General features: G+C 54.6%; 20 protein-coding genes. 13 read left to right on the top strand and 7 right to left on the bottom strand.

Annotation, left to right across the window (positions count from 1 at the left end; all coding sequences use genetic code 11):
* Positions 1–23 precede the first annotated feature (23 nt).
* The 7 genes from ACN0UH_RS12965 to ACN0UH_RS12935 all read left to right on the top strand — a co-directional run bounded on the left by ACN0UH_RS12965 (position 24) and on the right by ACN0UH_RS12935 (position 8,299).
* The gene (locus ACN0UH_RS12965) at positions 24–758 is read left to right on the top strand and encodes a response regulator (protein ID WP_417662426.1); all 735 of its coding nucleotides are present in this window, start codon (positions 24–26) and stop codon (positions 756–758) included.
* Positions 759–801: 43 nt separating this feature from the next.
* A complete protein-coding gene (locus ACN0UH_RS12960) occupies positions 802–2,205 on the top strand; it encodes an ATP-binding protein (protein WP_417662425.1) in 1,404 nt (467 codons plus the stop codon).
* A gap of 338 nt (positions 2,206–2,543) precedes the next feature.
* The gene (locus ACN0UH_RS12955) at positions 2,544–3,797 is read left to right on the top strand and encodes an ABC transporter substrate-binding protein (RefSeq protein ID WP_417662424.1); all 1,254 of its coding nucleotides are present in this window, start codon (positions 2,544–2,546) and stop codon (positions 3,795–3,797) included.
* A gap of 131 nt (positions 3,798–3,928) precedes the next feature.
* Positions 3,929–4,837 carry a carbohydrate ABC transporter permease gene (locus tag ACN0UH_RS12950; RefSeq protein ID WP_417662423.1) on the top strand — a complete coding sequence of 303 codons (909 nt, stop codon included), beginning with the start codon at positions 3,929–3,931 and terminating at the stop codon, positions 4,835–4,837.
* Positions 4,830–5,666: a carbohydrate ABC transporter permease gene (locus ACN0UH_RS12945; protein WP_417662422.1), complete on the top strand. Its 837-nt coding sequence runs from the start codon at positions 4,830–4,832 to the stop codon at positions 5,664–5,666. Before ACN0UH_RS12950 ends, ACN0UH_RS12945 begins: the two co-directional genes overlap by 8 nt.
* Before the next feature lie 38 nt (positions 5,667–5,704).
* The gene (locus ACN0UH_RS12940; protein ID WP_417662421.1) at positions 5,705–6,868 is read left to right on the top strand and encodes an ABC transporter ATP-binding protein; all 1,164 of its coding nucleotides are present in this window, start codon (positions 5,705–5,707) and stop codon (positions 6,866–6,868) included.
* 225 nt (positions 6,869–7,093) lie between these two features.
* On the top strand, positions 7,094–8,299 hold the full coding sequence (locus tag ACN0UH_RS12935) for a maltoporin (protein WP_417662462.1): 1,206 nt from the start codon (positions 7,094–7,096) through the stop codon (positions 8,297–8,299).
* Positions 8,300–8,348: 49 nt separating this feature from the next.
* On the opposite strand, the gene ACN0UH_RS12930 is transcribed toward ACN0UH_RS12935, so the two are convergent.
* Complete coding sequence (locus tag ACN0UH_RS12930; protein ID WP_417662461.1) at positions 8,349–9,203, bottom strand: MurR/RpiR family transcriptional regulator; 855 nt, start codon at positions 9,201–9,203, stop codon at positions 8,349–8,351.
* A 190-nt stretch (positions 9,204–9,393) separates the two neighbouring features.
* Between ACN0UH_RS12930 and zwf the strand changes: the two genes are divergently transcribed.
* From zwf to ACN0UH_RS12905, 5 genes are all read left to right on the top strand, one after another.
* Positions 9,394–10,863, top strand: a complete 1,470-nt coding sequence (gene zwf / locus ACN0UH_RS12925; protein WP_417662420.1) for a glucose-6-phosphate dehydrogenase — start codon at positions 9,394–9,396, stop codon at positions 10,861–10,863.
* Positions 10,850–11,563: a 6-phosphogluconolactonase gene (gene pgl, locus ACN0UH_RS12920; RefSeq protein WP_417662419.1), complete on the top strand. Its 714-nt coding sequence runs from the start codon at positions 10,850–10,852 to the stop codon at positions 11,561–11,563. The genes zwf and pgl overlap by 14 nt, the downstream gene beginning before the upstream one ends.
* 32 nt (positions 11,564–11,595) lie before the next feature.
* A complete protein-coding gene (locus ACN0UH_RS12915; RefSeq protein ID WP_417662418.1) occupies positions 11,596–12,267 on the top strand; it encodes a bifunctional 4-hydroxy-2-oxoglutarate aldolase/2-dehydro-3-deoxy-phosphogluconate aldolase in 672 nt (223 codons plus the stop codon).
* Between the two features lie 326 nt (positions 12,268–12,593).
* Complete coding sequence (locus ACN0UH_RS12910) at positions 12,594–13,019, top strand: YciI family protein (protein WP_417662417.1); 426 nt, start codon at positions 12,594–12,596, stop codon at positions 13,017–13,019.
* Between the two features lie 35 nt (positions 13,020–13,054).
* The gene (locus ACN0UH_RS12905) at positions 13,055–13,471 is read left to right on the top strand and encodes a VOC family protein (protein ID WP_417662416.1); all 417 of its coding nucleotides are present in this window, start codon (positions 13,055–13,057) and stop codon (positions 13,469–13,471) included.
* A 57-nt stretch (positions 13,472–13,528) separates the two neighbouring features.
* On the opposite strand, the gene ggpS is transcribed toward ACN0UH_RS12905, so the two are convergent.
* The 6 genes from ggpS to phhA form a co-directional block, all read right to left on the bottom strand.
* Positions 13,529–15,811: a glucosylglycerol-phosphate synthase gene (gene ggpS / locus ACN0UH_RS12900; RefSeq protein ID WP_417662415.1), complete on the bottom strand. Its 2,283-nt coding sequence runs from the start codon at positions 15,809–15,811 to the stop codon at positions 13,529–13,531.
* 184 nt (positions 15,812–15,995) lie between these two features.
* Positions 15,996–17,267: an MFS transporter gene (locus ACN0UH_RS12895; RefSeq protein ID WP_417662414.1), complete on the bottom strand. Its 1,272-nt coding sequence runs from the start codon at positions 17,265–17,267 to the stop codon at positions 15,996–15,998.
* A gap of 170 nt (positions 17,268–17,437) precedes the next feature.
* On the bottom strand, positions 17,438–18,769 hold the full coding sequence (locus ACN0UH_RS12890) for a DUF2254 domain-containing protein (RefSeq protein ID WP_417662413.1): 1,332 nt from the start codon (positions 18,767–18,769) through the stop codon (positions 17,438–17,440).
* 170 nt (positions 18,770–18,939) lie between these two features.
* The gene (locus ACN0UH_RS12885; protein WP_417662412.1) at positions 18,940–20,139 is read right to left on the bottom strand and encodes an amino acid aminotransferase; all 1,200 of its coding nucleotides are present in this window, start codon (positions 20,137–20,139) and stop codon (positions 18,940–18,942) included.
* On the bottom strand, positions 20,136–20,492 hold the full coding sequence (locus ACN0UH_RS12880; RefSeq protein WP_417662411.1) for a 4a-hydroxytetrahydrobiopterin dehydratase: 357 nt from the start codon (positions 20,490–20,492) through the stop codon (positions 20,136–20,138). The genes ACN0UH_RS12885 and ACN0UH_RS12880 overlap by 4 nt, the downstream gene beginning before the upstream one ends.
* A 65-nt stretch (positions 20,493–20,557) precedes the next feature.
* Entirely contained in the window at positions 20,558–21,346 is a 789-nt protein-coding gene (phhA, locus tag ACN0UH_RS12875) for a phenylalanine 4-monooxygenase (RefSeq protein WP_417662410.1), read from the bottom strand.
* Between the two features lie 258 nt (positions 21,347–21,604).
* Between phhA and ACN0UH_RS12870 the strand changes: the two genes are divergently transcribed.
* Complete coding sequence (locus tag ACN0UH_RS12870; protein WP_417662409.1) at positions 21,605–23,170, top strand: sigma-54-dependent transcriptional regulator; 1,566 nt, start codon at positions 21,605–21,607, stop codon at positions 23,168–23,170.
* Positions 23,171–23,179 lie beyond the last annotated feature (9 nt).

Below are 23,179 nucleotides of genomic sequence, written 5' to 3'. Positions count from 1 at the left end.
TCATAACAAGAAAAGGTGATGTCTTGAGTCAGAGCGGAAAGTCGGTCTTGCTGGTTGACGACGATCAGGAAATTCGCGAACTGCTGCAAACCTATTTGAGTCGCGCTGGTTTTCAGGTGCGTGCAGTCGGTGACGGCGCCGGATTCCGGCAAGATCTTACGGCGAATTCTGCTGATTTGGTTATTTTGGATGTGATGCTGCCCGATGAAGACGGTTTCAGTCTGTGTCGTTGGGTGCGTGAACATCAGCGCTTTGCGCATATTCCGATAATCATGTTGACCGCCAGTTCTGACGAAGCTGATCGGGTGATCGGTCTCGAGCTGGGCGCTGATGACTACTTGGGCAAGCCCTTTAGTCCGCGTGAGTTGCAGGCGCGTATCAAAGCCTTGTTGCGCCGGGTCAACTTTAGTCTGGAGCGTGGCGCTGAGGTGCTGGCATTTGAAGGCTGGCGGCTGGACATGGTCAGCCATCGTTTGTTTCATGCCGATGGTGAAGAAGTGATTCTTTCCGGGGCTGATTTTATCTTGCTCAAACTGTTTCTCGATAACCCGCAGCAAATCCTTGATCGCGACACCATCGGCAACGCCACGCGCGGGCGTGAAGTGATGCCGCTTGAGCGAATTGTCGATATGGCTGTCAGTCGGTTGCGTCAGCGCCTGCGCGATGTAGAAAAACCACCGCGACTGATTCGCACGGTTCGCGGCAGTGGTTATTTGCTGGCAGCTAACGTCGAGCCACATCAGGGGCAAGGTTATTAAGCGCTTATTCGCCAAGCTGGTGCCGCGCTCGTTGCTGGCAAGGATGTTGGTCTTGACCCTGTTGGTGGTATTGATTGCCCAAGCGCTTTCGAGCGTTATTTGGGTCTCGCAGTTGCGCGCCAGTCAGGTTGAGGGGTTGGTCACCAGTTCGCGCAGTCTGGCGCAGTCGATGGCGGCCAGCGTCAGCTACTTCCGTTCATTGCCGCTGGGCTATCGGCCGATGGTGCTGGATCAGTTGCGCAATATGGGAGGTACGCGTTTTTTCGTATCGCTTAACGACAAACCGCTGAGCATGGATGTGTTGCCAGTCACGCCGCGAAAGCGCGCAGTACTGGATGCCGTTGACGCGACCTTGCGTGATCGCTTGGGTCACGACCTTGATGTGTCGGTACAGTTTGTCAGCCCGAATGATCTGCGTATTTTCAACAACGCGGTGAAGCTCGATGAGTTGCCGCGATCGTGGGCGCACTACGCGCTAAGTCTTGAGCCGATGAACCCGCCAGTGCTGGTTACCCAGATAAGAATTGGCCCGCAGGAGTGGCTTTATCTGGCGTCGCTGATGCCCGAGCCTTACGTCAGCCTTGAGCAGCCGGGCCTGCCTGCGCAACAACTTTGGTTCATCATTTTGACCAGTGGTTTTCTGTTGTTGTTCATTGGTTTGATGGTGCATTGGCAAAGCCGTCCGCTTAAGCATCTGGCAGTGGCTGCGCGTGAAATGTCATTGGGAACCGAGGTTGAGCCGCTTAAAGAGGCGGGCGGCAGCGAAGTGGTGGAGGTGAGCCGTGCATTCAACACCATGCGCGAGCGTATTGGTCGTTACCTGCGTGAACGCAGCCAGTTATTCAGCGCTATCTCCCATGATTTACGCACCCCCATCACCCGTTTGCGCTTGCGCGTTGAGTTACTTGACGATGGGGCGGTACAGGATAAGTTTCGCCGCGATCTTGATGAGCTTGAGTTGCTGGTAAAAGGTGCCCTGCAGTGTGTTAAGGACACTGATATTCACGAGAATATAGAGCCGATAGACCTCGATTATGTGGTCAATTGCGTGATCGAACCTTATCTGGCACCTGCCGGTAATGGCTTGGTAACACTACAGGGACAGACATGCGCAAGTTATCAGGGCAAGCCTTTGGCGCTGAAACGCTGTATTGGCAACCTGGTTGATAATGCTTTGAAATACGGTAAGCGTGCGCATTTATCTATCGAAGATGATGACAGCGCGTTTGTCTTGCATGTGGACGATGAGGGGCCGGGCGTGCCCGAGCAACAATTGGAGCATGTATTTGAGCCGCATATTCGCTTGTCTGCACAGCAGCTGGGTTACGGCCTTGGCTTGGGCATCGCGCGCAACATTGCGCATAGCCATGGCGGCGAAGTGACCCTGAAAAACCTGCGCGAAGGCGGCTTGCGCGTGTCGCTGTATTTGCCGCGATTCGCTGATTAATTTGAGGGTTATGGAACCTTTGAGAATGTAGCGAGCGAAGGGAGTGCAAGGCGAAAAGATGCGAAAAAGCGGAGTCTACGGGTTGTAAATGAGCATTTGATTCGCTTTGCTCACCCCTTCGGGGCCGCACTAAAGTGCGTTCAGCCTAAAGGCTGTGAGCAGTTTTTCAACACAGCAATCCCTAGCGCAGTAGTTTTCAGAGGTTCCATGTCTTTTGTAACCATCCTGTGACGTTTCTATATCCCTTCGTTACCCGTTTTCGCCAATGCCTTGGTTAGTATCCAATGCAGCACAAGCGTCAGACTTGTTCGCGAATAACAACAAGAAAGGTACTGTTAATGAAAGTTATCTCTCGCCTGGCAACCGCTGTTTGTCTTGCCTCCCTTATTCCGTTTGCTGCCCACGCTGGTGAAGTAGAAGTTCTGCACTGGTGGACGTCGGGTGGTGAAAAGCGCGCTGCTGATACCCTCAAACAAATGGTTGAAGCCAAAGGCCACACTTGGAAAGACTTCGCGGTCGCCGGTGGCGGTGGTGAAGCGGCCATGACCGTACTCAAAACCCGGGCTGTTTCTGGTAATCCACCTGCAGCTGCGCAGATCAAGGGTCCAGACATTCAAGAGTGGGGTGAGCTGGGCTTGCTGACCGACTTGAATGACGTTGCCAAGCGCCAGAAGTGGGATGAACTGTTGCCTGCACAAGTTGTTGAAATCATGCAGTACGACGGTGATTACGTCGCCGTGCCGGTCAACGTGCACCGGGTTAACTGGCTATGGATCAACCCGGAGGTGTTTGCCAAAGCTGGCGCTACGCCGCCAACCACTCTTGATGAGTTCTTCACTGCTGCCGACAAACTCAAAGCCGCTGGCTTTATTGCAATTGCCCACGGCGGCCAGCCGTGGCAAGACGGCACTGTGTTTGAAGATTTAGCGTTCGCCATTCTGGGGCCAGCTGATTTTCGCAAAGCATTTGTCGACCAAGACGAAGCGGTGCTGACTGGCGACAAGATGGTTGAAGTCTTCGCCACCCTGAAAAAACTGCACGGTTACATTGACTCAAACGCTGCAGGGCGTGATTGGAATGCCGCAGCGGGCCTGGTCATCAACGGCAAGGCCGGTATGCAGATTATGGGCGACTGGGCCAAGAGTGAATGGACTGCTGCTGGCAAGGTTGCAGGTAAGGACTACACCTGCCTGCCGTTCCCTGGTACGCAAGGTAGCTTTGCTTACAACATCGACTCATTGGCCATGTTCAAGCTCGCCGATGCGGACAACCGCAAAGCTCAGGAAGACCTCGCCGAAATCGTAATGGGCAAGGAATTCCAAGCCATCTTCAACAAGAACAAAGGCTCGATCCCGGTTCGTCAGGACATGGATATGAGCAGCTTTGACAGTTGCGCCCAGGCGTCAATGAAGGACTTCAAGGAGGCCGCCAGCAATGGTGGTCTACAGCCAAGTCTGGCGCATGGCATGGCGGCTTCAAGCTATGTGCAGGGCGCGGTGTTTGACGTGGTGACCAACTTCTTCAATGACGCCGATGCTGATCCGAAGAAAGCTGCACAGCAACTGGCTGCGGCAATTCAAGCGGTTCAGTAAATAGCCCGGCTGCCGGTACGCCGGCAGCTTCAGAGGTTCCTATTTCTCATGTAAAGCGCTTTCGGTGCATTAACAGGCACTGTGAGCAGCGCTTTGCCTGAATTTTGTCTTACGCAGCTTGAGAGGCCTGTATGAGCTCAGTAGCAATTATGAGCAAAGCTTCACCACTGGATGCGCTGCAACGCTGGCTGCCTAAGCTGGTGCTGGCGCCGACCATGCTGATCGTGCTGGTTGGTTTTTATGGTTACATCCTTTGGACCTTTTTATTGTCCTTCACCAGCTCGCGGTTTATGCCCAGCTACAAGTGGGTGGGCCTGCAGCAGTACGAGCGGTTGATGGATAACGATCGTTGGTGGGTGGCGAGCAAGAACCTGATGATGTTTGGTGGCTTGTTCATCAGTATCAGCTTGATCCTCGGGGTATTGCTTGCGGTGCTGCTCGACCAGCGCATCCGCCGCGAAGGGTTTATCCGCACCATTTTCCTGTATCCGATGGCGATCTCGATGATTGTCACCGGTACGGCCTGGAAGTGGCTGCTCAACCCGGGGCTGGGGCTGGATAAGCTGCTGCGTGACTGGGGTTGGGAAGGTGTTCGCTTTGACTGGTTGGTGGACACCGATCGCGTGGTCTATTGCCTGGTGATTGCCGCTGTCTGGCAGGCCTCGGGCTTCGTTATGGCGCTGTTTCTGGCTGGGCTACGCGGGGTTGATCAATCAATCATTCGCGCCGCGCAAGTCGATGGCGCCAGCTTGCCGAATATCTACCTGCGGATCGTGTTGCCGAGCCTTGGTCCGGTGTTTTTCAGTGCGGTGATGATCCTCTCGCACATCGCAATCAAAAGCTTCGACCTGGTTGCGTCGATGACCGCTGGCGGCCCCGGTTATTCATCTGATTTGCCGGCGATGTTTATGTATGCCCATACCTTCACTCGCGGCCAAATGGGCCTCGGCGCGGCCAGTGCGATTTTGATGCTGGGCGCGGTGTTGGCGATTCTGGTGCCGTATCTGTATTCCGAGTTGCGGGGCAAGCGCCATGATTAACTCAAACAAGTTCAGCTTCAGCCGCTTGGCCATCTACACCACATTACTCGCGGCCTGTGCGGTTTATCTGGTGCCGTTGATCGTCATGCTGCTCACCAGCTTCAAGACGCCCGAAGATATTCGCAGCGGCAACCTGTTGTCGTGGCCTGATGTAATTACTGCGATTGGTTGGGTCAAGGCCTGGGACAGTCTCGGTGGCTTTTTCTGGAATTCGGTGAAGATCACCGTTCCAGCGGTGCTGATCTCCACGCTGCTCGGCGCGCTTAACGGCTATGTGCTGGCGATGTGGCGCTTCAAGGGCTCGCAACTGTTCTTTGGCTTGCTGTTGTTTGGTTGCTTCCTGCCGTTTCAGGTGGTGTTGCTGCCTGCGTCATTCACCCTCGGCAAGCTGGGTCTGGCCAACACCACAACCGGTTTGGTGTTGGTGCATCTGGTTTATGGCATCGCCTTTACCACGCTGTTCTTCCGCAACTACTACGTCAGCGTGCCGGATGCTTTGGTGCGCGCTGCGCGTTTGGATGGCGCCGGATTCTTTACCATTTTCGGACGCATTCTGCTGCCGATGTCAGTGCCGATCATCATGGTTTGCCTGATCTGGCAGTTCACCCAGATCTGGAATGATTTCTTGTTCGGTGTGGTGTTCGCCAGTGGTGATACCCAGCCGATTACGGTAGCGCTGAATAACCTGGTCAACACCAGCACTGGCACCAAGGAATACAACGTCGATATGGCGGCAGCAATGATCGCTGGGCTACCCACGCTGGTGGTCTATGTGCTGGCTGGAAAGTACTTCTTGCGCGGGCTGACAGCCGGCGCGGTGAAAGGCTAACAGGTCGCTTTCGACCTTGACCTGTTTGGAGAGACAACATGGCAACGCTTGAACTACGCAATGTACACAAGAGCTACGGCAGCGGTCTGGCCGATACGCTGAAAAATATCAAATTGAAAATCGACTCGGGTGAGTTCCTGATTCTGGTCGGCCCGTCCGGGTGTGGTAAGTCCACGCTGATGAACTGCATCGCTGGGCTGGAAAGCATCAGTGGCGGTGAAATCCTGGTCGAAGGCGCTGATATAAGCGGTATGAGCCCAAAAGACCGTGACATCGCCATGGTTTTTCAGTCCTATGCGCTGTATCCGACCATGAGCGTTCGCGACAATATTGCCTTTGGCTTGAAGATGCGCAAGATGGCACCCGAGGCGATTGATGAAGAAGTCGCCCGTGTTGCCAAGTTGCTGCAGATCGAACACCTGCTCAAGCGCAAACCGGGGCAATTATCCGGGGGCCAGCAGCAGCGCGTGGCGATGGGGCGTGCACTGGCCCGACGCCCAAAAATCTACCTGTTCGATGAGCCTTTATCCAACCTGGACGCCAAGCTGCGCGTCGAGATGCGTACCGAAATCAAGCTGATGCACCAGCGCCTTAAAACCACCACGGTGTACGTCACCCACGATCAGATCGAGGCTATGACCCTGGGTGACAAAGTGGCGGTGATGAAGGAGGGCATCATTCAGCAGTTCGGTACGCCGCAGCAGATTTATAACGATCCGGCCAATCTGTTCGTCGCCAGTTTTATTGGCTCACCGCCGATGAATTTTATTCCGGTGAAGTTGAAGCGTGGTGACAATCAGCTGTTTGCGCAATTGCACAGCGGTGAAAAAGGCGAGCTTAGCTGTGCCTTGCCCTTGGCGGCGATGCCTGAAGGTGTTGAGGATCGTGAAGTGATTCTGGGTATTCGCCCAGAACAGATCCAGACCACTGCAGGCACGCCGGGGCTGGTGCCGATCGCTGCCGAAGTCGAGATTATCGAGCCGACCGGCCCGGACACACTGGTATTTGTCACCCTCAATCAAACCAAGGTGTGTTGCCGCATGTCGCCCGATGAGGCGCCGCGGGTTGGACAGGTTCTTGAGCTGCAACTCGATCCAGAAAAAATCATGTTGTTCGACGCCCAGATCGGCGAGCGCCTTCGCCCGGTGTCATTCACGGCAGATCACTCAGCCAGCAATGTCACTCGCTTGAGAAGTCTTTAACTGTCGCTGAATTGATCGGTGGCTGTGCGGCGGATTGAACGCCGCGCTGAAAACCATTTTGTGTGTTGTTCAGCCAGGCTTTTACGCCCGGCTGAGGGAGTTTTGCGTGGATATGGATATCGCTTAGCAGTTTATGCGGCGGCTGCCTTGTTTGGTCACATGAACTGATTTCTGACGAACTTAACAATAAAAATAAATGGAGTTGAAATGAGAGCAGCAACACGTATGAGTCTTGCGGTAGCGGTGAGCTATTTGGCTATGCCAATGGCTGCAAACGCGCTGGAGTTCAGTGGTTATGTGCGCAGCGGCGCGGGTAGCTCGGAAAATGGAGGAAGCCAGTCATGTTTCCAATTGCCCGGCGCGCAGTCCAAGTATCGTTTGGGTAACGAGTGTGAAACCTATGCGGAGCTGGACTTGCGCCAGGACTTGCTGAGTTTTGACGACGGCTCCACCGTCAGCGTTGAAGGCATGGCTCAGCTCTACAACGAGTATGGCCACACGCCAAAATTCACCGGTGATTATGGCTTTGCCCGAATGAACCAGATGTATGCCGAGTGGAGCAATATGCCAGCGTTGAATGGCGGCTCACTTTGGGCCGGTCGCCGTTTCTACAAGCGTAATGACATTCATATCTCTGACTATTACTACTGGAACCAGAGCGCGACCGGTTTCGGTGTCGATGAAATGGTTATTGGGGATCTCAAGTACAGCTATGTGTTCTCGCGTAAAGACAGCTACTTTCAAGAAGACTACACCACCCGTCATGACTTCAACGTCGGCGGTTTCAAGACCAATCCGGGCGGTGAAGTGGAGGTTGGCTACAGCTACATTGACAACCCTGATCGCGGTGACAGCAGCAGTGGCTGGGCGATTACCGGGCAGCATGTGCAAAAGGTTTTCCTCGGCGGCACCAACAAGTTTGCCTTGCAATACGGTCAGGGGCCGGGCACCGGATTGGGCACCACTGGCGATGTGGGGCTGGATCGCGACAGCAAGAGCTACCGATTGGTTGAGTTTTTTGACTGGCAGATCACGCCGCGATTAGGCGGTCAGGTCGAGGTGGTTTATCAAAAGGATATTCGCCCCGACACTGATGATCAGGACTGGTTGTCGGTCGGTGGGCGCACCACCTATGCGTTGACTGATCAATTCAAGCTGGTGGGTGAACTGGGCCGCGACCAAGTGGATGCCGCCGATGGCACCCGCAAACTGACCAAGTTTACCGTTGCTCCCACCTGGTCACCGACGGGGCCTGGTTTCTGGGCGCGTCCTGAGTTCCGTTTGTACTACACCTATGCCAGCTGGAACGAAGCGGCGCAGCGTGCAGCGAGCCAGATGGCAGCGGGCTCCGCGCTATCGGATACGGGTGTATTTGATAACGCGCGGCATGGCTCGAATTTCGGTGTGCAAGTCGAGTATTGGTGGAAGTAACCTTTGTGGCGGTTGAGGTGCTTGCTGATCGAGCGGATTGTCGAAGTGGTCAATCTTCATCGGTCGGGTAGCGGCTGGCGTTGAGGCTCTCTTTGATTTTGCGCAGATGTGGCTGGAAATCGACGCCTCTGCGCAAGGTAACGCCAGTCGCGAGCACATCAAGCACGGTTAGTTGGATGATGCGTGAAGTCATCGGCATGTAAATGTCGGTGTCTTCAGGCAAGGGAATATCCAGGCTCAAGGTGCTGGCTTTGGCGAGTGGTGAATTGGCCGCGGTGAGGCCCAATACCGAAGCGCCTTTTTCACGGGCGATACGCGCCACTTCAACCAGCTCACGGGTGCGCCCGGTGTAGGAGATGATCACGAACAAATCGCCGGTATGCGCCACCGAGGCTAGCATGCGTTGCATGAGCACATCGGCGTGGGCGGTTACGGCAAGGTTGAAACGAAAGAATTTGTGCTGTGCATCCAGCGCCACTGGGGCGGATGCGCCGAGCCCGAAGAAGTGTATCTGTCTAGCCTGAATCAGCAGGTCGACAGCTCGACTGATGAGTTGTGGGTCAAGTGACTGACAAGCGCTGTCTAGCGAGGTGATGGCGCTGCCAAAAATTTTACGGGTATAGGCTTCCGGACCGTCGTCTGCTTCAACTGCTCGGCTGACATACGCCGCGCCACTGGCAAGGCTCTGCGCAAGTTGCATTTTCAGTTCGGGATAGCCGTTGACGCCGAATGAGCGACAGAAGCGGTTAACGGTCGGTTCGCTGACGGAAGCTGCCTGCGCGAGTGCGGCTATGCTCAAGCGTGTGGCTTGCTGCGGGTTGTGCAAAATCACTTCAGCAACCTTGCGCTCTGCCTTGTTCAGGCTGTCGAGGCGGGTCTGGATTTGCTCCAGAAGGTTTCGCACGCGATCCATTTTTGTTCCTTATGTAGACATGCAGACGACGGAAATGCAGGCCTATCGTACTGATCAGCCCTGATTGTCACCACTTGTTATGTTAATTTCCGCTAAATGTTGTTTTTATTACTACATCTTGCGGTGTAGTATGCCGATAAATCCGGTGTTTCTCGCTTAAGTTGATAGAAGAACATATATCATGCCAAGCATAACTGTTGAACCTTGTACCTTTGCCTTATTTGGTGCGCTGGGTGATCTGGCACTGCGCAAACTGTTCCCGGCACTTTTTCAGTTGGATCAAGCTGAATTATTGCACGCCGATACGCAAATTTTTGCACTGGCGCGCGATGCCAGTGAGCCGCAGCAGTATATCGATACGATTGAAAAGGCCCTGCGCGGCTACATTGATGCACCGAGCATCGATGAAGCTGTCATGCAGCGCTTTCTGGCGCGTTTCAGCTATCTGCAGATGGATTTTTTGCAGGCTGATGATTATCTGCAACTGGCGGAACAAATTGCTGGTGACAAATGCCTGATTGCCTACTTCGCCACCCCGGCTTCGGTATACGGCGGCATCTGCGAAAACCTTGCACGGGTCGGTTTGGCAGAACGCACACGAGTGGTTCTGGAAAAACCGATTGGCCATGACTTAGCCTCTTCGCGTGCAGTAAACGATGCTGTCGCGCGCTTCTTCCCGGAAACCCGCATCTACCGGATTGACCATTACCTGGGCAAAGAGACCGTGCAGAACTTGATTGCACTGCGTTTTGCGAACAGTTTGTTTGAAACCCAGTGGAATCAAAATCATATCTCCCACGTTGAAATCACCGTGGCGGAAAAAGTCGGAATCGAAGGCCGCTGGGGCTACTTCGATCAGGCTGGCCAACTGCGCGACATGATCCAGAATCACCTGTTGCAGTTGCTTTGCCTGATCGCGATGGACCCGCCCAGCGACTTGTCCGCCGACAGCATCCGTGATGAGAAAGTCAAGGTGCTCAAAGCCCTTGAGCCTATTACTGCCGAGCAAATCAGCCAGCGCGTAGTGCGCGGTCAGTATGTGGCCGGTAATAGCGCTGGCAAGCCAGTGCCGGGCTACCTTGAGGAGGAGAACTCCAACACCGAAAGTGATACTGAAACCTTCGTTGCGTTGCGTGCCGATATCCGTAACTGGCGTTGGTCGGGCGTGCCGTTCTACCTGCGCACCGGCAAGCGCATGGCGGAAAAAATGTCACAGATCGTGATCCATTTTAAGGAGCCGCCGCATTATATCTTTGCTGCCGAACAGCGGCCGCTGATCAGCAACCGGCTGATCATTCGTCTGCAGCCAGATGAAGGGATATCGCTGCAGGTCATGACCAAGGATCAAGGTCTCGACAAAGGTATGCAGTTGCGCAGTGGCCCATTGCAGCTGAGTTTTTCTGACACCTACCAAAGTGCACGTATCCCCGATGCGTATGAGCGTTTGCTGCTTGAAGTCATCGGTGGCAATCAGAACCTGTTCGTGCGTAAAGATGAAATCGAACACGCGTGGCTCTGGTGTGACCAACTGATCGCTGGCTGGAAGCGTCTTGGCGATAAACCTAAACCCTACGCCGCAGGCTCGTGGGGGCCAATGGCTTCAATCGCCTTAATTACGCGTGACGGGAGGGCTTGGTATGGCGATCTCTGATTTGCAGTTACCGACAGGCGTGGTCGCTCACAGCCTTAACAGCTCGACCCAGCTTGCCAACACATTGGCCGCTAACGTTGCCGATATGTTGCGATCGGCAATCGCTGATAAGGGCCAAGCTACATTGGTGGTGTCAGGCGGACGCAGTCCCGTGGCCTTCCTTGAAGCGCTGGCACAGCAAGAGTTGCAGTGGTCAAGCGTGGTGGTAAGTCTGGCGGATGAGCGCTGGGTGCCTACCAGCCATGCCGACAGCAACGAAGGCTTGGTGCGCCGTCACCTGCTGCAAGGGCCGGTTGCAGCTGTCTGTTTTTTGGGGCTGTATTTCAATGCTGCATCGCATGAAGAGGCGGCTGAGGCGGCTGATCAGGCGCTGCGGGATTTGCCGCCGATAGATGTGCTGGTGCTGGGCATGGGCGATGACGGGCACACCGCATCGCTGTTTCCCAATAGCCCTGATTTGCTTAAGGCATTGGCGCCGGACGGGGAGCGTCGTTGCTTGCCAATGCTCGCGCCGAGTGTTCCACATCAACGCTTGACCATGACCTTGGCGTTGCTTGCTACAGCAAGGTTGACGCTGCTGGCGATCCAAGGTCAGAGCAAGCTGTCAACGCTGACTCAAGCGCTTCAGGTTGATGAGCTGGCGCTGATGCCAGTGCGTGCCTTTTTACAACCACCTCTTGAAATTTACTGGTGCGCGTAGCCCGGTAGCTTTAATTTTTAAGGACTTCAATAATGACAATTCATGAGACGAACCAGCAGCGTATGGTTGCCAAAATTGCGCAGATCGACGCTATTTGCGCGCAAGCGAAAATAATGCCGGTAATCACCATCTCCCGTGAAGAAGATATTCTGCCGATGGCGGATGCATTGGCTGCTGGCGGGCTTACTGTGCTTGAGGTGACGCTGCGCTCTGAGCATGGACTTACCGCCATTCGCCGCTTGCGTGAAGCGCGCCCGGATTTGGTGATCGGTGCGGGTACAGTGCTTGACGTCGATATGCTTGCCGCCGCAGAAGCAGCTGGCGCGCAATTTATTGTCACCCCTGGCTGCACCCGTGAACTGCTCGAGGCCAGTTTGACCAGTGATATCCCACTCTTGCCGGGTATCGCCAGTGCCTCGGAAATCATGATGGGCTATGCCTTGGGCTACCGCCGCTTCAAGCTGTTCCCGGCTGAAGTCAGCGGCGGTACTGCAGCACTCAAGGCTCTGGGTGGACCATTCCCTGCTGTACGTTTCTGTCCGACTGGCGGCGTCAGTCTGGCTAATGTCAAAAGCTACATGGCACAGCCGAATGTGATGTGTGTCGGCGGGACCTGGATGCTCGACAGTGCCTGGATCAAAGCCGGGGACTGGGCGCGCGTAGAGCAGACCAGTGCTGAAGCCCTGACGCTATTGGCGCAGTAAAGCTCGACCAGCAGGTCGGCGGACAACGTGCCGACCTGCTTCCTTCCACGGATTTACCGTCAGTCAATCAGGCTGGCAACAGCTTGATCTCTCGCCTATGGTCATTCGACCAGTCTTAGCCAGCCGCTGAAAACCACAGCCTTTGAATGTGCAGTAGCCGTCGCTGCGCGTTGCATTCTGTCGCTCACGGGCTTTTTCAGCTGCGCCTTGATCAGCCATACAGTGCCTAATTATCCCGGCCTGAAAATAATTGTCTGGCCTTGTCGATTTGCCGTATGCCCGTTCGACTAACGCATAGTTAAACCGAAAATAATAAGGAGTTTGTTATGCGTTGCATGGTGATAGTCAAAGCCAGCCCAGAGTCAGAGGCCGGTGAAATGCCCACTGAAGATTTGCTTGAGCAGATGGGTAACTTCAACGAAGAGTTGGTCAAGGCGGGCGTCATGCTCGCAGGTGAAGGTTTGCACCCGAGCAGTAAAGGCGTGCGCGTGCAGTTCTCTGGTGAGCGGCGCACGGTTGTTGACGGTCCGTTTATGGAAACCAAAGAACTGATAGCGGGGTTCTGGATCTTCAACGTCTCCTCGATGCAAGAAGCGATCGATTGGGTCAAGCGGTGTCCAAACCCAATGGTCAGTGATTCTGAAATCGAAATTCGCCAGATATTCGAGGCAGAGGATTTCGGCGAAGAATTTACCCCGGAGTTGCAAGAGCAAGAGCGCCGCTTGCGCGCACAAATTGACTCAAAGAACTGAGCCCTTGGCTACTACTTGAGGATTAGGAGTTAACCATGAAAATTAATAGCTACCTGACATTTGATGGCAACTGTGAAGAAGCATTCAACTTTTATGCTGACTGCCTGGGCGGCAAGGTTGAGGCGCTCATGCGTTTTTCCGAGATGCCTGCTGAGGCGGGGGAAGTTCCACCCGAACTCGCCGAGCGCATTTTGCATGCGCGTCTGGTTGTGGATGATCAGGTCTTGATGGCTTCAGATTCATGCCCCATGAGTCCTTATGAAGGCATTCGAGGAAATTCGGTGGCAATCAATCTGGACTGTATCGAAAAGGGCGAGCGGATCTTCAATGCCCTGGCTCAAGGCGGGACCATTGAGATGCCGTTTGAGCAAACGTTCTGGGCGACTCGCTTCGGTTCGGTGAAGGACCGTTTTGGTGTGCCTTGGCTGATCAACTGCGAAGTCACCGAGTAAAACAAATGCCCGCTACAACTGCATGGTTGTAGCGGGCTTTTTCAGGCTTTGGGCAAATTAAGAGGCCAGGCCAATCGCGCTGACATTTTCAGGCTTTTCCACCTCGAACGGCGCCTCGGCAACTGCGCCAAGGAACTCGTCGCCCCAGCGGCGAATGTCGTTGTAGCTGACGATATCGAACAGTTCACGCAGGCGCGCTTGTGCCTCGTCTTTTGGCAAGTTGAGCGCCCAGTAACAGGTGCCGGTCAGGTCGGCTGGGTCGTGGGGGTTGGTTAGCAGTGCGCCCTTGAGCTCAGCTGCTGCGCCGGCAAACTCGGAGAGCACCAGTACGCCGCTACCGCCGAGCAAGCCTTGTGCTGCGACAAACTCCTTGGCAACCAGATTAAGACCGTCGCGCAGTGGAGTGATCCACATTACATCGGCCATCGCATACCAGGCGCTGACTTCCTCAAACGGCAAGCTGCGGAAGAAGAACTGAAGTGGCGTCCAGCCAATACGCGCGAAGCGTCCGTTGATGCGGCCAACAGCTTGTTCGATCTGCGATTGCAGCTCGTCGTAGATGGTCATCTCTTTTGCGGCAGGGACACAAACGGTAACCAACGTAACCTTGCCGAGCAGTTCTGGATTTTCCTCAAGCAGGCGTTCGTAGGCGTTGAGTTTTTCCAGAATGCCCTTGGTGTAATCGAGGCGTTCGACCGATAAGATCAGCTTGATACCGGTGAGTTCTTCACGCAGGCGCGCCATCATTTCGCGAATTTTCGGGTTGTCCAGCGCGCTGCGTACCCGGTCGATGTCCAATCCTACCGGATGCGCGCCGAGCTTGACCGTGCGGCTGCCGGTGTCGACGGCGGTGGTCATGCGCTCAAGGCCAACTGCACAACCGTAGGTGATAAAGCGCGGTGCGCAGTTCTGGCGGCTGACCGTCTGCAATGGCGTCACACCGCGCGCAACATCGACGAAGTTCTCAACCTGGCGTGGGATATGGAAGCCAATGTAATCACACTGCAGCAGGCTGCCGATGATCTGGCGGCGCCAAGGCAGTACATTGAAAACGTCAGCCGATGGGAAGTAGGTGTGGTGGAAAAAGGCAATCTTCAGGTCTGGGCGCAGCTCACGCAGGTAGCCTGGCACCATCCACAAATTGTAGTCGTGCAGCCACACAGTTGCGCCTTCAGCCGCTTCAAGGGCGGTGCGCTCGGCAAAGGCGCGGTTGACCTTGAGGAACACTTGCCAGTCATCTTCACGGAAGGTTGCGCGCTCCCAAAAGGTATGCAGCGTTGGCCAGAAGGCTTCTTTTGAGAAGCGCTTGTAGAAGATATCGACTTCGTCCTTGGTCAGCGCCACACGCGCAGCCTTGAGTTTTGGATAGCGCTCAGCATCAACTGTGGTGTGGGTTTCAAAGGGTTCTTCTTCATCACCTTCATGAATCGCCCAGGCGACCCACGAGCCGGGACGGCCGTCGCCAAAGAAGCTCAGCAGGGTTGGAATGATGCCGTTGGGTGAGGTGGGGCGACGGCGTTGCAGCTTGCCGTCATTGCCGCGATATTCTTCGTATGGCAGGCGGTGATAAACCATAACCATTTCGGATTTGCCCGGTTGCGCGGCTTGGCGTTTTTCAGCGGCGATACCGTGCTCACCGAGAAAGCCAAAGTGGGCAAATGCTTCGAGAATCCCGCCGCAGCCACTGCGCTGTGCATGCAGGGTCCGTGAGTGGTGAAGGGTGGCGTCGAGCAAGGCTTGTTCGGATTTACCCACGCAGACACCATGAAACTTGGTGTCGAGCATGCCAAGGTCGTTGAGTGTATCGCCTGCGGCGAGTACCTGATCGTCATCCAGTTCAAGCCATGCGGCCAGCGCTTCGAGGCTGCTGCCTTTGTTCACGCCCTTGGGTAAAAAGTCCAGGTAACGCGCGGCGGAGTAGAGCAGGTCGCATCCGAGCGAGTCGGCAACGGCTTGCAATTCTGGCGCTGCGGCTTGCTCCGGGGTGCAAAAGTAGGAGCAGCGGCGCACTTGCGGTACATCCTGACGCTCAAGATTAAAGCCTTCAATGGCGCTGGCCACTAGGCTTTCACCGGGCCAGAGTGCATCGACGGCGTTTTGCAGCGGCTGAATGGGCTGCAGGCTGTCGCCATGAACCAGGGTCGCACCAACATCGGCAATGATGTAGTCGGGGTGCGGCAGAGTAGGGTCTGCCAGTAAGGGCAGTACTGCCTCAAGGCTGCGACCGGTGACGTAGGCCAGCTTGATTTCTGGGTGAGCGGCAATGGTTTGGTAAAGGCTTAAACGATCCTCGGGATCGCCAGCTAGAAAAGTACCATCAAGATCGGTTGCAAGTAACATGCGCTGTCTCCCTGTCCATATATAGTGGGTGCAGTTGACGCGCCGACATCGGCCGACGAGCTTGAACTCGCTGTTGAGTAACTGCGCTGTTAATCAACAACAAGCTCTGCGTTTCGAGCAGTTGCACGCACCGTAAAGTGGGTGACTGCCTTCATTGTTATGTAGCGCCAGACTGTGTCTGTCGTTACGGTGATTCGGGTTCAGGTCCAGCGTTATTGGTCCCTGAGTCTAGGTCTGCATGCGGTGTGTCAGGCATGAGTTCCAATACGGTATGGCTGGTGCGTAGCATGGGCACGAAGTGCGCCTGATCTCCACTGACCAAGTCGCTGACATGGCGCAGACGGTAGAGCGTATAGGCGGCCAGCAAACCCAAGACCACAGCAAAATAAAGTGGCAATGCGTGGGCGCCGATGTGTTGCATAAGCACACCCGCAAGCAATGGCCCGCATACTGAGCCAATACCGTTGACCATTAACAGGCTGCTGGAACCGGCGAGAATTTCGTCGCTGTGCAACTGGTCAATCAATTGCGCCACGGCAATTGGGTAAATGGCAAATGCCAAGCCGCCCCAGACAAACATCAAGCCTAGCAGGATGGGGCCGGCAGGTACGAAACTCATCAGCAGGGCCACGACAACCGCGAGCGCGACGACCCAGAACATGATCAGGCGTCGGTCGTGTTTGTCCGAATAACGGCCAATCGGCAGCTGCAGTAATGCGCCGCCAAGAATGGCGCTACTCATCAATAGGCCAACACCCTTTGCGTCAAAGCCGCTGAGGTTGGCGTAGACCGGCGCCATGCCCCAAAACGCGCCAAGGGCCAAACCGGATAAGCCCGCGGCGGCAATCGATAACGGAGCGATTCTGGCGACTTGGCGAACATCGGTGTGCAGTGTTTCAGGCACAGTCGGTTGGATCTGCCGGGTCAGGGTAATAGGCATCAATGCCGCGCTGATCAGAATCGCAGCCAATGCAAACAGCATAAACTCAGTTGGCTCGGCGAGATTAAGCAACTGTTGCGCGGCGGCTAGTGCGCCCAGGTTGACCGCCATATAAATCGCAAACACAGTGCCGCGCTTGTCATTGGGCACCTGCGCGTTTAGCCAGCTTTCGATCACCATGTACAGGCTGACCAGCGCCAGGCCATAGATAACCCGCAAGCCCAGCCAAACCCAAGGGTCGACAATAAGCACGTGGAGCAGGGCGGTGATGGCTGCGAGAGCCGCACAAAATGCAAACGCACGGATATGTCCGATGCGCCGTACCAGCGGAATCGCTAGCCAGGTGCCGAGGAGAAAACCGACAAAGTACCCGGACATTATCAGTCCGAGCATCCCAGTGGAATAGCCTTGGGCTACACCACGCAGGGTCAGAAGTGTATTGAGCAGACCATTGCCGAGCAGGAGTAAAGCGACCCCGCTCAGCAATGAGCTGATAGGGGCAATAAGGGACCACATGGCGAGCTACCCTAGGGAACTAGTCGCAATATAGCAAGCACAAAGCGCGCCACAATCTTTTGGTTGGTATTGTTAAGTGTTTGATTTTAAACAATAAAAACCGTTATTAAAAAGATTGACTAATTTTTCGAGAGTTACAGGTGCACTTGTTTGGTGCGCGTTGCCAGTCGCTACTTGGTCTTAATCCTTGATAGTGCAGGCAGGCTTTCCTTGGCTGCACTGTTGATTCGTTCGATAAAATCATTGATTTCTTCGCGGTCGCGCGGAGTCGTCAAGTGTTCATCGGCGCTTTCTATGACGCTACGTGCGTGGCGTAGAAGCTGCACTTTGTGCTCAGGCTTGGGGTTTTGATGGAGCAGGTTCTTGAAGGCCTGTAGCAGGCTTACCAGCACACTTGGATCTGCTGCGCCGTAGGTGCGGATGGGGCCGAGAACTTGCTGCAGCAATTGGTCGAGCGGCAATTCATTGATAAACAGGCGCGGTGGCTCGTCTTCCAACTCGCTAAAGTCAAAGGTCGGCAGGTTCAAGCGCTGGCTGAAGAGTACGCTGAGCATGTCGATGGATTTAATCGCGGTGCCCGGATCATTAATCCCGGGGCTCAGTGCCTTGACTGCAATTTCAGATATCTGTTTGCAGCCAAACAAGTAATGGGTGCTGGGGTATTCCTCTATAAAGAAGTCAAAGCAGTCGAGCAATTTATTTATCACGCTGTCATCGATCTTGCGGTCGAGCTTGAACAGCGGATGCCCTTCGATAACAAAGAATCCTCGATGCACCTGAATGGTCATTTTTAAATTATGTTCGCAAAGCAGTTCATTGGTCAGCGAAGCGTTAATTTCTTTGAAATAGCCGCTACGCTCAGAGCGAACCTGCTGCCATTTTTGATCATCGGGCCAGCTTGCTGCGGGGCTCTGTGCCGCCATTTTACTGATGCGGGCGTCTAATTTTCCGCGAGTCACTTGGTATAGATTGGTGAGGATATGCTCGACTTGGATCGACTGCGAGATTGAGCGAATGAAGTGGACGAACAGCCCAAGGCACGCAATGCCCAGGCCAAGAGTAACCAATACACCAAGGCTGGGGACTTTATCGCCGCCATTTTGCTCAATGGTGGTAATCAGCAGCAGCGCATAGATGATTGTACCGAGGTAAAAGCCGAGGGTTTTCTGATGGCTTTTGCTACTCACCAGTCCGGGCATAACGCGTGGTGAAAGAACTGTGGCGGCATTGTTGAGTACAACCATGACCATCGAAAAGCTGAACACCATCAGTGACACCAAGCTGCCGACGAGGGTGCCAAGAATTAATCGGGCGTTATCCGCATTTCGCACCAGGCCGATATCAATCTTGCTTTTAATCGCCATTAGCCATGGTTGATATTCGATAGAAATATTCAACAGGCAGGCGAAAAAAAAAGCCAAGGCAATTAGCGTTGGGTAGAAGGCCAGACTATGGATCGTTCGCTGATAGACGCGAAAAAGCATGTTCGATGGGTTGATCACGGGTGCTCCTTAATCAGGCAGTCATCGAACTATAGCTAAGTAGCCTTGGGCCATAAAATAATATGTTCCGGCCGAGCGCCTGATTAAGCGTGGTGCGTTTGCGGGGAGCATCTTAAGTACGCAGTAATCTGGCCGCTTGGCAGGGCTGCCAAGCGGCTTAGGCGGTTCGGTTACTCTACGCAGACGTGAGCAATGGCCTGAGCGAGCTGCGCAAAGCGCTCACCATCAATCCCGGCGACGTTAGCCCGACCGGAACCCACCATATAAATGCTGAATTCTTCGCGTAGCCGTTGCACCTGCAACGGCGACAAACCAGTGTAGGAGAACATGCCGCGTTGCTGGCTGATATGAGCAAAGCGTTGCGCCAAACCGTGGGGCTCCAGTGCAGTGACCAGACCATCACGCAAGCTGGCTACCCGCTGACGCATATTGCATAACTCATCGCTCCATAGCGTTTTAAGCTCTGGGTCAGCCAGAATGGTAGCGACAACGGCTGCGCCATGCGCTGGTGGCGTTGACCATAGATTACGCGCCAGAAACGCCAGTTGACTGCGGATGTCGAGCAGCTTTTCAGTATCACGTGCGCAGACCAACAGCGCACCTGTACGCTCGCGATAAAGGCCAAAGTTTTTCGAGCATGAGCTGGTAATCAGCAGTTCCGGTAGCGCATCTGCGAACAGTCGAGGTGCCCAGGCATCTTGCTCAAGGTCCTCGCCAAAACCCTGGTAGGCAAAATCGATGAGTGGCAGCAGTTCGCGGGCTTTTACCACCTCAAGCACCTGTAGCCAGTCTGCATGGCTCAAATCAAAACCGGTCGGGTTGTGGCAGCAGGCATGCAGTAACACCACATCGCCTTGCGGAATTTGGTTAAGCGCCGTGAGCATCGCCTCGACATTCAGCCGGTTGTCCGCGCCGACATATGGGTAATGCCCAACTTGCAAGCCAGCTTCGGCAAAGATGCTTTCATGGATTGGCCAGGTCGGGTCGCTCAACCAAATGCCGCGTGTGGGCAGATGATGACGAATAAAATCTGCCGCAAGACGCAATGCGCCCGTGCCGCCAGGTGTTTGCGAGGCGCCAACGCGCTGCTTAGTCAGGACTTGGCTGTCCGCACCCAGAACTAATTCTGTCAGTAGTTGGCCAAATAACGGATCACCGTGACCACCGATATAGCTCTTGGTGGTTTCGCTATCAAGCAGACGCTGTTCAGCAAGTTTGACCGCCTTGGGAATCGCTGTCTGGCCTTGGGCGTCTTTATAGGCACCAACGCCAAGGTCAAGCTTGCCCGGATGGCTGTCGGCGCGGTAGGCCTCCATCAGGCTGAGGATCGGGTCACCCGGAACCCGGGCAATGGACGCGAAGTGGTTCACTTGCGGCCCTCGGCGTGCGTAGCGACCTCGTCAGTACGCGCAGCCATGATGAAGTCGTTACGGTGCAGGCCTTTGATTGAATGACTCCACCAGGTCACAGTGACTTTGCCCCACTCGGTGAGCAAGCCTGGATGGTGACCTTCAGCTTCCGCAACATCGCCAACGGCATTGGTAAACGCCAGTGCGTGTTTGAAGTTCTTGAACAGGTAAACCTTTTCCAGCTGCATGATCGAGTCACGAACTTCGATATTCCAATCCGGAATCTGCTTGAGCAATTCAGGCAGCTCCTGATCAGATACTTGAGGGGCACCGGCTTGGCAGGCTTCGCAATGAGCTTGGTTAAGAGCAGTCATGATGACTCCTTAAAATCAGTAGATAAAAGCAATATAGGTTTGAGACGCCGCAAAAGTGCAGGCGTTCACGCCGCTTGTTTAGGTGGAAATTGTGGAGCATGCAGCCCTAGCTGACTGGCTTGAACGACCATCGACATGATGTCTTCATGGGCAAGGTCGAACAGCCGTTTGAGGTCTGGCAGAGCAAAATAAACCGGTTGCAGAATGTCGATTCGATACGGTGTACGCATCGCTTCAACTGGGTCGAAGGCCTGATGCTGGGGTTGATCAGACAAGCAATACACGGTTTCTTTGGGCGATGAAAGAATCCCGCCGCCGTAAATTTTACGGCCTTGGCTGGTATCGACCAGACCAAATTCAATGGTCATCCAGTACAAACGAGCCAGAAATACGCGCTGTTCTTTGCTGGCTTGCAGGCCAAGCTTGCCATAGGCGTGGGTGAATTCAGCGAACCATGGGTTGGTCAGCAAAGGGCAGTGGCCAAATATCTCGTGGAAAATATCCGGCTCTTGCAGGTAATCAAGTTCTTCAGGGGTGCGAATAAAGGTCGCGACCGGAAATTGCTTGCTGGCCAACAGCTCGAAAAAAGTCTGGAAGGGGATTAGTGCAGGCACCCGGGCAACTTGCCATCCAGTGGTTGACTGCAACACCTGATTGACTTCTTTAAGCTGCGGGATGCGCTCATGGGGTAGGTTCAACTGCTCAATACCGTCCAGGTATTCTTGGCATGCACGGCCCTCAATCACTTTCAGCTGACGAGTGATCAGGGTGTTCCAAAGCTGATGCTCGGTTTCTGGGTATTCAATAAAACCGTTGTCATCCGGTTGCCGAGCGACGTATTGCGTGCACTTCATCTATTCGCCTCCTGATGGAGCTTTTGTTGTTGTGTTTATCTATGGATAACCCAGCAGCGAAGGTGTTTACAGCCCCAGAACATCAGCCTGAATGGCGAATGAAGGCGTTTTTTCGTAAAGAAATGATTACGGCATGATGGCGCAGGCCCACTATCATCTTGCTGAACTGCTAATCTGTCACATATTCTTGACGGATAATTCTCGCAATCGTCGATTTTTCATCGCTGCGGCCCATAAAAATACAATCAGAGCTCAGTCATGCGTATCAAAGTTCACTGTCAAAACCGCATTGGCATCCTTCGTGACATTCTCAATTTGCTGGTTGAGTACGGCATCAACGTAGCTCGCGGCGAAGTCGGTGGAGAGCAGGGCAACGCCATCTATCTGCACTGCCCGAACTTGATCAATTTGCAGTTTCAATCGCTGCGGGCCAAGTTTGAAGCCATCACTGGCGTATTCGGCGTCAAACGTGTGGGCTTGATGCCCAGCGAGCGTCGTCATCTTGAGTTGAACGCTTTACTCGGTGCCTTGGATTTTCCGGTGCTGTCGATCGATATGGGCGGCTCGATTGTTGCCGCCAACCGCTCTGCGGCGCAGTTGCTTGGGGTGCGGGTCGATGAAGTGCCGGGTATTCCGCTGTCGCGTTACGCCGAAGACTTCGACTTGCCAGAGTTGGTGCGTGCGAATAAATCGCGGATCAATGGTTTGCGGGTAAAGGTCAAGGGCGATGTGTTTCTCGCTGATATCGCGCCACTGCAATCCGAGCACGATGAGAGCGAGGCGCTGGCCGGTGCCGTGCTGACGCTGCACCGGGCAGACCGTGTAGGTGAGCGGATCTACAACGTGCGCAAGCAGGAGTTGCGTGGCTTCGACAGCATTTTTCAAAGCTCAAAAGTGATGGCAGCAGTGGTGCGCGAGGCGCGGCGGATGGCGCCATTGGATGCGCCACTGTTGATCGAAGGTGAAACCGGCACGGGCAAGGAGTTACTGGCTCGCGCTTGCCACTTGGCCAGCCCGCGTGGCCAGTCACCATTTATGGCACTCAACTGCGCCGGTTTGCCTGAATCGATGGCTGAAACTGAGTTATTTGGCTATGGACCGGGCGCATTCGAAGGCGCCAGGCCCGAAGGTAAGCTGGGCCTGCTTGAATTGACGGCTGGCGGTACGTTATTTCTTGATGGCGTCGGTGAGATGAGCCCGCGCTTGCAGGCAAAGCTGCTGCGCTTTTTGCAGGATGGCTGCTTTCGCCGGGTCGGCAGTGATGAAGAGGTGTATCTCGATGTGCGCGTGGTGTGCGCCACTCAGGTGGATTTGTCCGAGCTGTGCGCCCGCGGCGAGTTTCGCCAGGATCTGTATCACCGGCTCAACGTACTGAGTTTGCATATCCCGCCATTGCGGGAGTGTTTGGATGGTTTGGCTCCGTTGGTTGATCACTTTCTCGATCAAGCCAGCCGGCAAATTGGCTGTGCGTTGCCCAAGGTCGCGCCGCAGGTGCTTGAGCGTCTCAGCCAATATCACTGGCCGGGTAATGTGCGCCAGCTAGAGAACGTGTTGTTTCAGGCGGTTTCGTTGTGTGACGGCGCGATGATCAAAGCGGACTACATTCGCCTGCCCGATTACGGCGCGCCTCAGCCGATTGGTGAGTTCTCGCTTGAAGGCGGCTTGGATGCGATTGTTGGGCGCTTCGAAAAAGCCGTGCTTGAGCGCCTGTTCAGTGAGCATCCGAGCAGTCGCCAGCTCGGGAAACGGCTTGGTGTATCGCACACCACTATTGCCAATAAGCTGCGTGAGCACAGTATTTGCAAAGTGACCAAAGCGGACTGAACCTAAAGC

It is taken from the genome of Pseudomonas sp., assembly GCF_048265905.1.
Classification (GTDB): Bacteria; Pseudomonadota; Gammaproteobacteria; order Pseudomonadales; family Pseudomonadaceae; genus Aquipseudomonas.
Note: the sequence above shows the minus strand (reverse complement) of the source record. Positions and strands in the feature narration are given on the sequence as shown.

Excerpts from the sequence above, each read along its gene's own strand:
- ACN0UH_RS12960 (WP_417662425.1), top strand. The coding sequence starts at position 802 with ATGTTGGTCTTGACCCTGTTGGTGGTATTGATTGCCCAAGCGCTTTCG.
- ACN0UH_RS12955 (WP_417662424.1), top strand. The coding sequence starts at position 2,544 with ATGAAAGTTATCTCTCGCCTGGCAACCGCTGTTTGTCTTGCCTCCCTT.
- ACN0UH_RS12950 (WP_417662423.1), top strand. The coding sequence starts at position 3,929 with ATGAGCTCAGTAGCAATTATGAGCAAAGCTTCACCACTGGATGCGCTG.
- ACN0UH_RS12945 (WP_417662422.1), top strand. The coding sequence starts at position 4,830 with ATGATTAACTCAAACAAGTTCAGCTTCAGCCGCTTGGCCATCTACACC.
- ACN0UH_RS12940 (WP_417662421.1), top strand. The coding sequence starts at position 5,705 with ATGGCAACGCTTGAACTACGCAATGTACACAAGAGCTACGGCAGCGGT.
- ACN0UH_RS12935 (WP_417662462.1), top strand. The coding sequence starts at position 7,094 with ATGAGTCTTGCGGTAGCGGTGAGCTATTTGGCTATGCCAATGGCTGCA.
- zwf (WP_417662420.1), top strand. The coding sequence starts at position 9,394 with ATGCCAAGCATAACTGTTGAACCTTGTACCTTTGCCTTATTTGGTGCG.
- pgl (WP_417662419.1), top strand. The coding sequence starts at position 10,850 with ATGGCGATCTCTGATTTGCAGTTACCGACAGGCGTGGTCGCTCACAGC.
- ACN0UH_RS12915 (WP_417662418.1), top strand. The coding sequence starts at position 11,596 with ATGACAATTCATGAGACGAACCAGCAGCGTATGGTTGCCAAAATTGCG.
- ACN0UH_RS12910 (WP_417662417.1), top strand. The coding sequence starts at position 12,594 with ATGCGTTGCATGGTGATAGTCAAAGCCAGCCCAGAGTCAGAGGCCGGT.
- ACN0UH_RS12905 (WP_417662416.1), top strand. The coding sequence starts at position 13,055 with ATGAAAATTAATAGCTACCTGACATTTGATGGCAACTGTGAAGAAGCA.
- ggpS (WP_417662415.1), bottom strand. The coding sequence starts at position 15,811 with ATGTTACTTGCAACCGATCTTGATGGTACTTTTCTAGCTGGCGATCCC.
- ACN0UH_RS12895 (WP_417662414.1), bottom strand. The coding sequence starts at position 17,267 with ATGTGGTCCCTTATTGCCCCTATCAGCTCATTGCTGAGCGGGGTCGCT.
- ACN0UH_RS12880 (WP_417662411.1), bottom strand. The coding sequence starts at position 20,492 with ATGACTGCTCTTAACCAAGCTCATTGCGAAGCCTGCCAAGCCGGTGCC.
- phhA (WP_417662410.1), bottom strand. The coding sequence starts at position 21,346 with ATGAAGTGCACGCAATACGTCGCTCGGCAACCGGATGACAACGGTTTT.
- ACN0UH_RS12870 (WP_417662409.1), top strand. The coding sequence starts at position 21,605 with ATGCGTATCAAAGTTCACTGTCAAAACCGCATTGGCATCCTTCGTGAC.